Below are 13748 nucleotides of genomic sequence, written 5' to 3' on the forward strand. Positions count from 1 at the left end.
GTTGCCTGTGGCTTTCTTGCACAGGACGTGCGAAGGGGATCAACAGATCGTAAATCCTTTTTTGTATCTTACTGCTACCCAAAACCAATCGTATGCAGCCCGAAGTCGAACAACTGCAGGCCGAGAACCGGCGTCTTTCCAGCCTCGTGGCGGCGCTGGCCGAGAAGAACCTGCGGCTTGAGGAACAACTGGCACGCCAGGGCGGAACTCCAGCGCCCGACCGCCTCCCGCAAAGGCCGGTCGATGTACCACAGACGCAGCTGGCCGTCCCCCAAAGCGAAGTGCATGGACTACAAACCTCACTATCCGTCCCACAGAACCAGCTAACCGGGCTCCGGAACGAACTACCCGCCCCGGCAGACCGGCTCACCGGAATACAGAACGGACTACCCGTCCTCCAAAGCCCGCTGACTGGAATCCAGGGCAATCTGCCCGTCCCCCAACGCCCGCTTACCGGGTCCGCGGGCGAACTGCCCGCCCCCATAATCCCGCTGCCGGCCCTCACGAGCCTGCCGCCCGACCTCCGCACGGCCTGGGAGCGCACCTGGAAGGAGGCACAGCACCGCGCCCGCCTGCAGCGGCTCTTCGACGCGGGGCTACCCGAGGCCACGGTAGCCGCCGCCCTCCGCAAAGGCCCGATGGGGGCCTGCCGCGACACCCATATCGCCGACGCCGCCCGCCTGCTCCTATGGCTTTGCGGCCAGGCGCCCGAGCGCGTCTCTTATGCGAAGCTTCATGGCGTCACCGGCCTCACCGACAGTGGCAACAACAAGCTCCTCGCCTCGATGCGGGCCAAGGGGCTTATCCGCTGGAAGTCGTTCCAGGTATATGAGGTGACGGAGACGGGTGCGGCATTGCTCGAAGGCCTGCTCCCTGCACTGTAAGAGAAAAAGAACGCAGATTTTTTATGATTATCAGGATTAGCGCAGATCGGGTTTAGCTGAAAATGTGCGTCAGCAAATCATAACCAATCGTAAAAGATCTGCGTATCCACCGCAGGTGGATCAGCGTTCTTTCCCTCCCTGGCTCTTTGCCGATTGCCGATTGCCGCCTGCCTTCCTTACCTTGCCCCCGTGCTTTACCGCGTCCTGAAAGCCTACGCCCGTCTTGCCATCAAGATCTTCTGCCGCCGCATCTTCGTGAACCGGCCGGAGTGGCTGCATGCGCAGGGGCCGTTGCTGCTGGCGGCCAACCACCCCAACTCCTTCCTCGACGGCATCATCCTCACCATATTGCTCGACAAGCCGCTTTATTCGCTCGCGCGCGGCGACGCCTTTGCCCACAGCGGGCTGCGCCGGCTGATCGACATCTTTCACCTGCTGCCCGTATACCGCACATCCGAAGGCGTCGAAAATCTCGGTCACAACTACAGCACCTTCGCGGCCTGCCGCAACGTGTTCCGCGCCGGCGGCGTGGTGCTCATCTTCAGCGAAGGCGGCTGCGTCAACGAGTGGAAGCTGCGGCCGCTGCGCAAAGGCACGGCGCGACTCGCCACCAGCGCCTGGCAGGAAGGCATCCCGCTCACCGTAGTGCCGCTGGGCATCAACTACAGCCCCTTTCGCAACTTCGGCAAGAACGTGTGGCTCCGCTTCGGCAGCCCGCTCGACCGCGCCACCGTAGAACTACAACCCAGCGAAGGCCTGCAGTTTGCCGAGTTCAACCGGCAGCTGCGCGGGCAGCTCCAGGAACTGGTGTTCGATATCGACGCGCGCAACGCTCCCGCCCTGAAGGAGCGCCTGTCGGCACCGCTTCCATGGTGGCAGCGGATCGCCTTGGCGCCGCTGGCGCTCATTGGAACGATCGCGCACGCGCCGCTCTATTTCCCCGTGAAGTGGCTCACAAAGGCCCGCTTCAACAACGACCACTTCGACAGCGTGGTCGTGGCCCTGCTGCTGCTGCTTTACCCGGTGTACCTGGTTGTGCTGGCCCTGCTGGCCTTTCTCTGGCTGCCCTGCTGGGCGGCGCTTCCTGTAGTTCTACTGTCGCCGCTGGGCGCCTGGGCCGCTGTGCAGCTGAAGCGGCAAACGAACTAATACGCGTTGAAACATGGCTATGCTCCTGCGCTTGCGGCGTCCCGCCATGCTCCCGAAGCTTCGTACCTTCCTGCTGCACTCAAGCCCAACGCCATGAACGAGCTTCCCCATGCCAACAGCCTCGAGGAGATCCCGAGGCAGGTGAACGCACAAAAACTTTTCGGCAACTTCTTCCGGCCGGCCAGCATCCGGCCAACGCGGGCGATTGCCGATCGCAGGCCCCTTGCCGACGATGCCGGGAGCCGCGAGTTCCGCCCCAATGCCCGCAAGTCGATGCTCGTGTTTGGACTCGTAGGTACTGTGCTGGCCGGCTTTGCCATGAACGGCCCCTCATCGCCGCTGCACGGTGCGGCGCGCTGGTATGTGCCCCTGGCCGTCGGCCTTCTCTGGGTTGCGATGGTCAGTGTCTTTATGTGGCTTGCTATTCCACGGGTGGTCCTGCTGCTCGACCGGCAGGGCATCCAGATCAACGATACGTTCATCGCCTGGAACCGGATCCGCGAAACCGCGATCCTGCGCGTGCGCCACGGCCGAAGCAGCCGCCGGCACCTCGTGCTTTGGATGAACGACGGTCGCTACCTGCTTACCGACCTGTCGGGGTTCTTCCGTTTCCGCATCGGCGGATTCTCGTCGGAGCTGGCAGGCTGGATCGAGTACTACAAGAAGGCCGAAGGCAACTTGTCGTTTCAATCAGGGCGTTAACGGCGCCCATGCGCATCCTCGTCCCAAACCGGGGCGCTCCAGTGCCGGAGGCTGTACCTTGCCCCACAAATTGCAACCAACATGGTCCTGATCATCCTGGGCGTCATCATTCTCATCGTTTCCTTTCTTATCCAATCGCAGGAACTGCTACGCCGCCCCGCGCAGGTTGGAAAGCTCGTTGGCCTCGGCTTTCTCGTGCTGGGCGTCATCTCCTCCTGCTTCGTGAAGGTCGATGCCGGTGAGATCGGTGTCAAGAAGCTGTTCGGCAAGGTGCAGCCCGATGTGCTTCCCAGCGGCCTGCACGTGGTAAACCCGCTCTACGAGATCGACCGGCTCGATGCGCGCACGCAGAACTATACGATGAGCGGTGTCAACGACGAAGGCCACAAGTCGGGCGATGATGCCATCCGTGTTCTCACCGCCGACGGGCTCGAAGTGACCATCGACCTGACGGTGCTGTACCGTGTGGTTCCCGCCGATGCCCCGCGCCTCGTACGCGAAACCGGTATCGACTATGAAGACAAGGTCGTTCGTCCCATCGCCCGCACCCGCATCCGCGACAACGCCGTTTATTACGAGGCCGTTGCCCTCTACTCCACCCGCCGCGACGAGTTCCAGTCGCGGATCTTCAAAGCCATCGAGGCCGACTTCCGCTCGCGGGGCCTGCTGCTTGAAAACCTGCTGGTGCGTAACATCACGCTCCCCGCTACGGTGAAAACATCGATCGAGCAAAAGATCCAGGCAGAGCAGGAGTCGCAGAAAATGCAGTTCGTGCTCGCCAAGGAGCGGCAGGAAGCGGACCGCAAGCGCGTCGAGGCGCAGGGTATCGCCGACTACCAGCACATCATTTCGGAAAGCCTCACCGACCGCCAGCTGCAATACGAGCAGATAAAGGCTACGATGGAGCTCGCCAAATCGCAGAATGCCAAGATCATCATGATGGGTGGCAAGAGCGCGCCCGTGATCCTCGATACGAAGCAATAGCGCGGGATGGGGGCAAAAAAGCGGGGGATTTCGGCACAGCAAGGTCGGCCGTAGCAGGCTGTGGCATTGTTTTCCCTGCAATTCAGGGATTGCCGGCTGCGGCTTCCGCAGAAAATAAACGAACGCCGGCAACCGGAGGATCTGACCATGAAACCGACAACCCCGATCCTGATCTTATTGCTGCTCCTCGCCGGCAGCCTCAACGCTCAATTGCCCTACCGGCTCGGCAGCAAGGTGGCCGATATGGCCGTGTCGCCGGTGCTGAACCGGGCGGAGCCCGCCACGCGCTTCGACAGCCTGCGTGGCCGGCTGACCATCCTCGACTTTTTCGGAACCTGGTGCACGCCCTGCATCCGGGCGCTCCCACGCCTCCAGGCAATCCAGGAGAAGAACCCCGATGCGGTGCGGGTGGTGCTCGTGTCTACTGAGTCGCCGGCCAAGCTGCGCAGCTTTGTAACGCAACGCTCGGTGCGGCTCCCGCTGATCGTCGACAGCACGGAAAGCTTCACGCAGCGCTTCGCCCCGCCCACCTATCCCTACACGCTCGTGCTTGATGCAGGAGGCAGTATTATTTCGGTTACCGAGGCCGAGAACATCACCGATGGTGCCATCGCGAACTGGCTGTCGCAAGGCGGTGACAGCGCCGCAATCCACAGCCCTTCTGCAGCGCATGTGCCCGTGCCCGCGCCGCGCCGCCGCAGCTCCGACCCGGTGCTGCAGCTCTCGCAGGACTTTGTATACGCCGCGCGCACGGGCGAAAAAATTGACGGCTTCCTGGAACGCCTGCGCAACCTTAGCCAGGGAGACCTCAAGAACTCGCTGACCAACGACAACGCCCGGAAGGCGTTCTGGATCAACCTCTATAACGGCTTCGTGCAGGAATCGCTCCGCAAGAACCCGGCGCGCTTCGCGGTACGCAAGGAGTTTTTTACCTCGAAGGAATTCTACGTAGCCGGTCATGCCCTGAGCCTCGACGATATCGAGCACGGCATCCTGCGCCGGTCGAAGTCGCGGAGCGGTGGGGTTGCCTACATCCACATTGCGCTCCCCGATGCATTCGAAGTGGCCCAGCGTGTGGACAAGGTCGATTACCGGATTCACTTCGCCCTCAACTGCGGCGCCAAGAGCTGCCCGCCGATCGCCTTCTACAGCCCCGACGATATGGACAAGCAACTCGATCTCGCCACCGACAACTACCTCCACAACGAGGTGGTGAGCAGTCCTTCCGACAACATCGTGGATGTGCCGGCGGTGATGGGCTGGTACCGCAACGACTTCGGCGGCAACAAAGGCATCAGAAAGCTGCTTGCCGAGAAGGGCCTCATCCAGCCGGGAGCGAAACCCAACCTGCGCTACCAGCCGTACAACTGGACGCTGGAGCTGGAAACGAAGATTCTCAACAACTAGCGCGAAAAGGTTTTGAGAGGTTTTGGAAGGTTTTGAAGGGAGGTCGATACCGCATTAGCAAACACGAACAAGCCCCGTCGATGACGGGGCTTGTATATTGTAATGAATGCTGCCGGAGATTAACCGAGGGCAACACGCTTGAACTCGATCACCTTGAGGTCGCTGTCGACGCTCTTGAGGTAGTCAGCCACCGACTTCGACGTGTCTTTCACGAAGGCCTGGGCGCTGAGGGTGCTTTCCTTGAAGAAGGCGTTGAGCTTACCGGCGGAGATCTTCTCGAGCATATCCTGGGGCTTACCGGCCATCTTGGGATCCTGCTGGATGATGTCCATGATAACGGCTTTCTCGCGGGCTACCACGTCGGCAGGTACGGAAGCTTCGTCAACGGCAACGGGGTTCATGGCAGCGATCTGCATGGCCACGTCCTTACCGGCTTCACCGGCTTCCTTGTTGAAGGCTACGAGCACACCCATACGGTTGGCACCGTGGATGTAAGAAGCTACGTAAGGAGCTTCCACGCGCTCGAAGCGGGCGATACCGATCTTCTCACCGATGGAGGCGAGCTTGTCGTTGATCATATCAGAAACCTTGGCACCGTTTACGGTCACCTCGTTGAGTTCTTCGGCGCTCTTCACGTTGTTGGCAACGGCGGCGTCGGCGATGCTCTGGGCAAAGGCTACGAAGTCGGCGTTCTTCGATACGAAGTCCGTTTCGCAGGAGATGCTCACGATAAAGCCGGTCTTGTTGTCGGCGGTGGTCTTGGCGATCACCACACCTTCCTTGGCTTCGCGGTCGCTGCGCTTGGCAGCTACTTTCTGGCCCTGCTTGCGCAGCCAGTCGATAGCGGCTTCGAAGTCACCATTGGTCTCGGTGAGGGCCTTGCGGCAATCCATCATACCGGCGCCGGTAGCCTGGCGCAGCTTGTTGATATCCTGGGCTGTAATCGTTACAGTAGACATGGGAAAACAGTTTGTAGTTTGAAGTTTGTAGTTTGTAGTTTTCGTTAAACGACAACGATAACTCTTCTTTTCAACCAGTATTTATACAATACAGTTCCGCCGGGGCGGAACTGTATTGCTATTTGACTATTGTGTAAAAGATCTGTTTGTTTTCGTTTGCAGCTGCATTTGCAGACCAGCAGACTAGCACATTGGCAGACTCTTATCGGCCACCACCCGGGCGACGGGCACCGGCACCACCACCGGAGGGGGTGCGGCGACGCTGGCCACCACCGGCACCGCCGGGGCCACCTGCGCCAGGACCACGGCCTGCGCCGCGTCCGCCACGACCGCCTTCGGCCTGGGCTTCCGCCTCGAGGCGCGAAGCGCGCTTGTCGTTTTCGCCGTCAGCAGCTTCTTCACCTTCTTCGTCCTTCGCGGTCTGGCGCTCGGAGAGGCCTTCTGCGATGGCAGCGGTGATGTAGTTGGTGATGATGGCGATCGACTTGGTAGCGTCGTCGTTGCCGGGGATTGCGAAGTCAACCTTGTTGGGGTCGCAGTTCGTATCCACCACGCCGAAGGTCTGGATGCCCAGGCGCTTGGCTTCGGCAAGAGCGATGTGCTCGTGGCCGATGTCGACGATGAAGAGGGCAGCCGGAACGCGGCCGAGCTGGGCGATACCACCCAGTACCTTTTCCATCTTTTCTTTATCGCGGCTCAGGGTCAGGCGCTCCTTCTTGGTGATGGAGTCGAACGAACCGTCGCCCAGCATCTTCTCGATGCTCTGCATTTTCTTAACGCTCTTGCGCACCGTGTTGAAGTTGGTGAGCATGCCACCCAGCCAGCGCTCGGTAACGTACGGCATGTTCACGCGCTGGGCGCATTCCGTAACGATATCTTTTGCCTGCTTCTTGGTACCGACGAAGAGGATCTTCTTGCCGCTGCGGGCGATCTGCTTCATGGCAGCTGCAGCTTCCTGCAGGTGCTCGGTGGTTTTATTGAGGTCGATGATGTGAATGCCCTTCTTCTCGGCGAAGATGTAAGGCAGCATCTTCGGGTTCCACTTCTTCTTCAGGTGACCGAAGTGTACGCCGGCCTCCAGAAGCTGCTGTTGTAAGGAAGTGTTTTGTTCCATTTGAATGTTTGTTGTAGTAGTTTGAATATAGTTCCCATCCAACGTCTCTCTCCGAACGGGAGAAGGACCCGGTGTGAGATATTAGCGCTTGCTGAACTGGTAGGAACGGCGGGCTTTCTTCTTACCGAATTTCTTACGTTCCACCGAGCGGGGATCACGCTTCAGGAGGCCGGCGGCCTTCAGGGCGGGACGGAAGTCGGGGTTCAGGTCAACCAGTACACGGGCGATGCCGAGCATGGCGGCTTCAGCCTGGCCTTTCACACCACCACCGGCAGCGTTGATCTTGATGTCGAACTTGTCGGCAGCTTCAACGGTCTTGAGGGGGCGCTCCACCTGGTTTTGCAGGTATACGAGCGGGAAGTAGGCTTTGTAGTCTTTATCGTTTACGGTGATGGCGCCGGAGCCGCGGGTCACGAAGACGCGCGTTACAGCTTCCTTACGACGGCCAACACTGTTTCTTTGCTTTTCCATTTAAATTGGTTTGCGAGTTGTCGATTAACGTTTGTGATCCGCTTACTTGCCGAACGTGAGTTCTTTGGGCTGCTGGGCGGTGTGGGGATGCTGGTTGCCGGCGTATACGTACAGTTTCTTGTACATCTGGCGGCCGAGGCGGTTCTTCGGAAGCATGCCTTTAACGGCGCGCTCGATCAGAACTTCCGGACGACGCTTCAGCAGGTCCTTTGCGATCTCTTCTTTACGGCCACCCGGGTAACCCGAGAAACGGTCGTAAACCTTCTCTTCCATTTTGTTACCGGTGAGGATAACCTTGTCACAGTTGATGACGATCACGTTGTCGCCGCAATCGACGTGAGGAGTGTAGTACGCCTTGTTCTTACCGCGCAGAATGGCGGCAATACGAGCGCACATACGACCCACGGTTTGATTGGTACCGTCGACAACATACCAGTTGCGTTGCACGGTAGCCGCATTCGCATGCTTGGTGGTAAAATGTAATTTGCTCATGAAACTTGTTTTTGTCCCCTGCCCGGGCTTCGACTGTGCTCAGCCTGACAGTGAACGGTTGTTGATAAATAAACCCGCAGGACCATCCTCCTGCCGGGCTCCCGCTACTCCCCGGGGGTAGCTTTAGGAGGCGCGAAGGTAGCCAAAAGTTATCCACATCGCCAAGAAAAAAGGCGTCTTTTTTCGCAGGCACCTTTGTAAGTGATTGGAAAACAATGGAATTTTTGAACGGTTTTGTAAATCATTGACAATTTCGCCGCTCCCGAAGCGCGTGAGGGCCCATCGGCTCACCTGCACTCATCCCGACCTGGGTATTCAAAACCGGAAACCCAAAACGCCAAACCGAAAACGTAAAACCCAAAACGTAAAACCCAAAACGTAAAACCCAAAACGTAAAACGTAAAACCCAAAACTCCCCCCGACCCCAAACTGAAAAAGGCCCCCTTCCGGAGGCCTTTCTTTCTGATCAGGGGTCCTGGTTTATTGCTTGAAGAAGCCCGAGGCGGCAAACTGGGTATTGGTCTGCACGACGAGCTGGTAGTAACCGGTGGGCAGCGCCGACACGTTTAATTGCCAGAAGTTCATCCCGGCATAGCAGGGGCGCGTTTCGGTACGCACGATGAGCCCCGTGGCCGATACGATGCGGATGGTAGCCGTGCCCGGCTCCGCGGAATGGAAGTTCGCGTGCAGTACCGTGCTTACCGGGTTCGGAACGAGCGTCAGCAGGGTCACAACGGGCGCATGTACCGTGACGGTATCGCAATACCGCGCCTGGCAGCCGCTCGCCGTGATCATGCTCACGCATACCTGGTACGTGCCGCCACCGGCGTAGCTATGCTCCACCTGCCGGCCTTGGGCCGCGCTGCCATCACCGAAGCTCCAGCGCCACGTGGGCGTGTCGCCCGGGTCGGTAGTGCCGGCAGCAACAAACTGGAAGTGCCGGTCAGAGAGCGCTTGTTTGCTGAAGCTCACAGTGCAGTTGCCGGGCGAAGTCACCAGTATCTCGTGGCACTCCTGCGCCACGCAGCCGCCGTCGTATTCGATCCGCACACAAACCTGGTAGTGTCCGGGGGTGCTATAGACATGGTCGGCAAGGAGCGCATTCGCCGTACTGGTCGAAGAAAGCTGCTCGCAGTGGCTGCTGCCGTCGCCGAAGTTCCAGCAGATGCGCAGCGGGCGGCGGCTGCCCTGCAGCACGGCAGCAAAACGGCGGTGGAGGAAGGAGTCGGCCAGCGATACGAAGTTGACATGGCAGCTGCTGTCGGGCACCGGCGCAGGTGTCACTACGTGTACGACCACGGGTGCGCAGTACAGGCTGTGGCAGCCGCCCTCGTAATTGATGCGCACGCATACGGTGTACGTTCCGGGGTAGCTGTAGCTATGCGGTACGGCGTAGTCGCCCACGAAGCCCGCGGGGTAATTCACGCAGCTGTCGCGGCCGTCGCCAAAGTTCCAGCACACGCTGGTCACACGCTTGCCGTTGTTGTGCCAGGGCTGTGCCACAAAGCGGCGTCCCAGCGGCTGTGCGGCTACCGCCTGCAGCGTGAAGTGCGCGCTGCAGCTGTCGGCGGGCGGAGCGAGCGATACATTGTGGCAATAGGTGCTCTGGCAGCCGCCGTCGTAAACGATTTTGACGCAGGCACTGTAGTTGCCGGGCGCGCTGTAGTTGTGGTTCACGAAAAAAGGAACTGTCGTGGCCGCCCCGTAGCTCACACAGGTATCGTGGCCGTCCCCGAATTGCCAGCACACCTGCGTTACGCGACGCTGGTGGTTGTGCCAGGGCTGCGCTTCGAAGTGTACGATCTGCGCCATCGGGCCGGCACTTACTGTTGCAGCCGTAAAGGAAGCGTGGCAGGAGTCTGGTGTGACCGTCGGGGAAGGCGCCGGCAATACAACGGTGCGGGTGAAGCTGCTGCTGCAGCCACCATCGTAGTTGATCGTGACGCCAATTGTGTAGGTGCCGTTGGCCGGGTAGATATGCGTACCGGTCATGGAGGGAGCTGTCGTTCCGCTCCGCTGGCTGCACTGTACCGGCGTACCATCACCCCAGGTCCAGCACACGCTGATCACGGCTTTCTGATGGTTATGCCAGGCAACGGCGGTTGTCTGCAGGGTAATGGGCAGGCTGTTGCCGTTCAATTGCTGGATGCTGAATTCGGCCCGACAGCTGTCCTGGGCCTGGCTGCCGGCCGCCAGCAGGAGGGCGATCAGTAAAAAGTAGAGTTTCCTCATAGCCGCGAAGTTTAGTTGCTGGCGCGTGACTGCGCCGTAACCAATGACTCCGTCCGTCGTCGCGGGTTTAATAGATCGTTAACAAATTCCCGGGATTCGTCAGGCGATCGCCGGTTGCTTCCCGAGGATAAAGGCGATGATTTCCTCCAGCGGCGTGCCGATACGCGATATCGCATCCTGTATATCCTCGCGGCTGACCTGCGCGGCGAAAGAGGGTGTCTTAAGCTTCTTCTGAACGCTTTTGACGTCCATGCCCTCATAACGGGTGGGCCGGATCAGCGCGGCGGCATGGATAAACCCCGACAGCTCGTCGAAGGCGTAGATCATCTTGTCCATCTGCGATTCAGGTTCCACGCCGAAGTATTTGGGCCCATGCGAGGCGATGCAGCGGATGATGGAGGGATCGAGGTGCCGCGCTTCGAGCTCCTCAACAATACGGCGGCAATGCTGCCCGGGCCAGCGCTCCCAATCGGCATCGTGGAGCAGTCCGGCGAGCCACCATTTGTGGGCTTCCGACCCGGACAGGCCTTCCCGCTCAAGGGCCCAGGCCTTCATCAGGCCACCCACCTGCTTCATGTGCAGTTGCAGCCGCTCATTGGGCACCCATTCGCGGAGCAGGTCCAAAGCTTCGGCCTCGCTGAGCACATTGCCCTTATCGGAGGGGCTGCCGAATTCGGTACGGTTTAAGTTCAGGTTCATCAGAACAAAAGTTTGGAGTTGGGGGTTTGGAGTCTGAAGTTGCGGAAATTCAGCCAATGAACTCCAAACCTCAAACAGCAAACGCCAAACTTTACGCCTTTGGATAGCAAACACTGTTGTTATTGCGGCCGGGAATTCACCCACCATGTCATCCCGACCATCGATCACCTGATCCCGCAGTCAAAGGGCGGTGCAAAGACGGCTGCGAATAAGCGCTTGTGCTGCCGGGCCTGCAACACGCAGAAGAAGGCGCTGATGCCGCACGACTTCCTGGCCTACCTAGAAGGAGCCTACAACCGCGCGGCCAAGGCTGCCACGGCGCGCAACCTCCTCGACAAGATTGCCCATACGAGAGAAGTCGTCCGCTACGTCAACGAGGCCGGGCCGGCGGTGTTTCGAACCGAGGCCGATTACCTGTGGTTCAAGCGGCGCTACCTCAAATAGAATCCTGAATGGTAATTGCCGGCTTCAGATCCCGGCAAGCGCCTCAGGCGGCTCCTACTCCGGGGCCCGAAATCTGAAATAAAAAAAGCGCCCCGAAGGGCGCTCTTTTCCTGCTATGATATCTAAGGCTTATTGGATCGTGAAACGGCCCGAAGCGTTGGAACCAGGCGTTACGCGGGCTGCCAGGTTCAGCTTGATGGTACGGGTACCCGTAGTAGCCGGCGCCTTGAAGTTGGCGTCGAAGATGCCACCGGCAACAGTGCCATCGTGGTAACCGAAGTCACCACCGGCGGAGATGCCGGCAACTGTATTGTCCTGCACGGCATACTTCTGGTTCCAGCTGCCGGCAACGGGCAGGATCAGGAACTCCTGGCCGCCCTGGAGCGTTGTGGTCAGCGTATACTCCGAAGAGCTGGTACGTGTGAAGGTCTGGCTCGCGGGGGGTGTGGCGGAGTTGGCCCAGCCATCACCTGTTGCAGCACCCGTTACGTAGAAGTTGGGGGCAAGCATGCCTTTCCAGGGAGTGATCGTGTAGCGGCCGGTCTGGAAGTCGAGCTCGATGCGGTAGTAGCCGGTTGTGGCCGGCGCCTTGAAGTTGGCATCGTAGGTGCCACTCGGCGTGGAGCCGTCGTGGTAGCCAAAGGAGCCCGAGGACGTTACGTTGGCAACGGTGTTATCCTGCAGGGCGTACTTCTTGCCCCAGTTGCCGGCTTCCGGCAGCACCAGGAACTCACCACCACCGGTGAGGTAGAAGATACCGGCCCATGTGGTGCCGTCGAGTTTTGCAAACTTCTGGAGCACCTGCGCCGGGTTGTTGTTGGTCCAGCCCACTTCGCTCGCCGATCCTACGATGACAAGGCTGTCGGATGTGGGAACAGCTACGCGCGGGGGCGTGCGGTAGGGCGTCATGCGAATCGGGATGACGTTGGAATAGAGGCGTTCGTTGTTGTTGCTGTAGGAGGAGATAACGCGCATCTCCAGGCTGACCGGCACATTGAAGGCCCAGCCGCGGCCGACCATCCAGTTGTTGAGGTCTTTGGCCATAATGTCGATCGAGTTGGCGCTCATCACTTCGCGGCTATAGGGGTTGGCGAAGTTCTGGCCCACCGAGTCGATCTGGATGATGTACTTGGTGGCCATGTTGGCGCTGTAGTTGGGACTGGTCCAGCGGAGCGACAGCACGTTGCGCAGGGAGTCAACAGCCTGCGGTGCCAGCACTACCGTGTTGGATTCCAGCTTGGGGGCGTTGCCGTTGGCGGCAACATCAGCGGCGTCTTTCTTGTCGCAGGCCGTCAGGAGTGCTGCGATGGCGAAGGCGCTGAGCAGTTTGGAAAACAATTTCATAGCAATGTTTTGATTAGTTGTTAAACGGGAGTTACGGTGTAGGTGCCCAGCTTGAAGTCAACGACGATCTTGTAGTTGCCGCTGGAAGCAGGCGCCTTCAGGTCGTTACCACCGCGCTTGAATTCGTCGGCGCTGGGGTTGTTGGCGTTGCCGGCGCCGGTGTAGCCGTATTTGTCACCCCAATCGCCGTACTGCGGTACGAAGAGGTACGACTGTCCACCGTTGAGCGGGAGCGTGATCTCGTACTTGGTGTTCGAAATGCGGGTGAATTCCTGGTTGGCGCGGGGCGCGTCGCCACCACCCATCCAGCTGGCCGGGGTGGCCGAACCGGTGATCCAGAGGCGGCCAGTGGTCGGGGGCGCTACCTTGGGCGGGATGTCGTAAGGCTTCACCTTGAACGTCATCGTGTTCGACTTCAGCTGCGCGGCGTTATTACCCATGTACGATGTTACGCGTACCTCGATGTTGTGCTGGATGCTGTCTTTCAGCTGGAGACCCGTGTAGAGCATGTCGTTGAACTGCTCCTGCGTGAAGGACTTGCTCAGGTCGCCGGCTACGGTAACGGTGCGCTTCTTCGGGTTGGTGAAGTTGGCGCCCACCGTGTCGATCTCGATACGGTAGGTTACGGCCTGGCTGTTGGGGCCGCTGCTCAGTTTGTAATCGGGGTTGGTCCAGTTGAACGTGATGGCGTTATTGCCGCGCACGTAATAGTCCAGCGGGATCTGGCCGTTGTTGGCAACCGAAGCGGTCAGGGTCGGGGCGGTACCCGCGTCGAGCGTGGTTACCGACTCCTGCTTCTTACAGGCTGTCAGCAGCAGCGCAAAGGCGGCCAGTGCCCCGTAGATGGATTTCATTTTCATATAAACG

Annotated in this window: 14 protein-coding genes; 6 read left to right on the plus strand and 8 right to left on the minus strand. The window is 59.6% G+C overall.

Features of this window, described 5'->3' with window-relative positions:
• Nucleotides 1-92 precede the first annotated feature (92 nt).
• From ACYU7Z_RS10655 to ACYU7Z_RS10675, 5 genes are all read left to right on the plus strand, one after another.
• Nucleotides 93-884, plus strand: a complete 792-nt coding sequence (locus ACYU7Z_RS10655; protein ID WP_460570228.1) for a hypothetical protein — start codon at nucleotides 93-95, stop codon at nucleotides 882-884.
• 189 nt (nucleotides 885-1073) lie between these two features.
• Nucleotides 1074-2033 carry a 1-acyl-sn-glycerol-3-phosphate acyltransferase gene (locus ACYU7Z_RS10660; protein ID WP_460570230.1) on the plus strand — a complete coding sequence of 320 codons (960 nt, stop codon included), beginning with the start codon at nucleotides 1074-1076 and terminating at the stop codon, nucleotides 2031-2033.
• A gap of 93 nt (nucleotides 2034-2126) precedes the next feature.
• Complete coding sequence (locus ACYU7Z_RS10665; protein ID WP_460570232.1) at nucleotides 2127-2735, plus strand: hypothetical protein; 609 nt, start codon at nucleotides 2127-2129, stop codon at nucleotides 2733-2735.
• Nucleotides 2736-2816: 81 nt separating this feature from the next.
• Nucleotides 2817-3719 (plus strand): prohibitin family protein, encoded by a 903-nt coding sequence (locus ACYU7Z_RS10670; protein WP_460570234.1) that lies wholly within the window; start codon nucleotides 2817-2819, stop codon nucleotides 3717-3719.
• Nucleotides 3720-3866: 147 nt separating this feature from the next.
• Nucleotides 3867-5126 carry a DUF547 domain-containing protein gene (locus ACYU7Z_RS10675; protein ID WP_460570236.1) on the plus strand — a complete coding sequence of 420 codons (1260 nt, stop codon included), beginning with the start codon at nucleotides 3867-3869 and terminating at the stop codon, nucleotides 5124-5126.
• 119 nt (nucleotides 5127-5245) lie between these two features.
• Here the strand turns inward: ACYU7Z_RS10675 and tsf are convergent, their stop codons facing one another.
• The 6 genes from tsf to ACYU7Z_RS10705 all read right to left on the minus strand — a co-directional run bounded on the left by tsf (nucleotide 5246) and on the right by ACYU7Z_RS10705 (nucleotide 11093).
• Nucleotides 5246-6085: a translation elongation factor Ts gene (gene tsf, locus ACYU7Z_RS10680; RefSeq protein WP_460570238.1), complete on the minus strand. Its 840-nt coding sequence runs from the start codon at nucleotides 6083-6085 to the stop codon at nucleotides 5246-5248.
• A gap of 202 nt (nucleotides 6086-6287) precedes the next feature.
• Nucleotides 6288-7199, minus strand: a complete 912-nt coding sequence (gene rpsB / locus ACYU7Z_RS10685; protein WP_460570240.1) for a small ribosomal subunit protein uS2 — start codon at nucleotides 7197-7199, stop codon at nucleotides 6288-6290.
• An 81-nt stretch (nucleotides 7200-7280) separates the two neighbouring features.
• On the minus strand, nucleotides 7281-7670 hold the full coding sequence (gene rpsI / locus ACYU7Z_RS10690) for a 30S ribosomal protein S9 (protein WP_460570242.1): 390 nt from the start codon (nucleotides 7668-7670) through the stop codon (nucleotides 7281-7283).
• A gap of 42 nt (nucleotides 7671-7712) precedes the next feature.
• On the minus strand, nucleotides 7713-8162 hold the full coding sequence (gene rplM, locus ACYU7Z_RS10695) for a large ribosomal subunit protein uL13 (protein WP_460570244.1): 450 nt from the start codon (nucleotides 8160-8162) through the stop codon (nucleotides 7713-7715).
• 480 nt (nucleotides 8163-8642) lie between these two features.
• Nucleotides 8643-10394, minus strand: coding sequence for a PKD domain-containing protein (locus ACYU7Z_RS10700; protein WP_460570246.1), 1752 nt, complete (start codon nucleotides 10392-10394; stop codon nucleotides 8643-8645).
• A gap of 99 nt (nucleotides 10395-10493) precedes the next feature.
• Nucleotides 10494-11093 carry a hydrolase gene (locus ACYU7Z_RS10705; protein WP_460570248.1) on the minus strand — a complete coding sequence of 200 codons (600 nt, stop codon included), beginning with the start codon at nucleotides 11091-11093 and terminating at the stop codon, nucleotides 10494-10496.
• 99 nt (nucleotides 11094-11192) lie between these two features.
• Between ACYU7Z_RS10705 and ACYU7Z_RS10710 the strand changes: the two genes are divergently transcribed.
• On the plus strand, nucleotides 11193-11537 hold the full coding sequence (locus ACYU7Z_RS10710; RefSeq protein ID WP_460570250.1) for an HNH endonuclease: 345 nt from the start codon (nucleotides 11193-11195) through the stop codon (nucleotides 11535-11537).
• 129 nt (nucleotides 11538-11666) lie between these two features.
• Here the strand turns inward: ACYU7Z_RS10710 and ACYU7Z_RS10715 are convergent, their stop codons facing one another.
• Nucleotides 11667-12881: a SusE domain-containing protein gene (locus ACYU7Z_RS10715; protein ID WP_460570252.1), complete on the minus strand. Its 1215-nt coding sequence runs from the start codon at nucleotides 12879-12881 to the stop codon at nucleotides 11667-11669.
• A gap of 20 nt (nucleotides 12882-12901) precedes the next feature.
• The gene (locus ACYU7Z_RS10720; protein WP_460570254.1) at nucleotides 12902-13741 is read right to left on the minus strand and encodes a SusE domain-containing protein; all 840 of its coding nucleotides are present in this window, start codon (nucleotides 13739-13741) and stop codon (nucleotides 12902-12904) included.
• Between the last annotated feature and the right edge of the window lie 7 nt (nucleotides 13742-13748).

It is taken from the genome of Flaviaestuariibacter terrae, assembly GCF_054777635.1.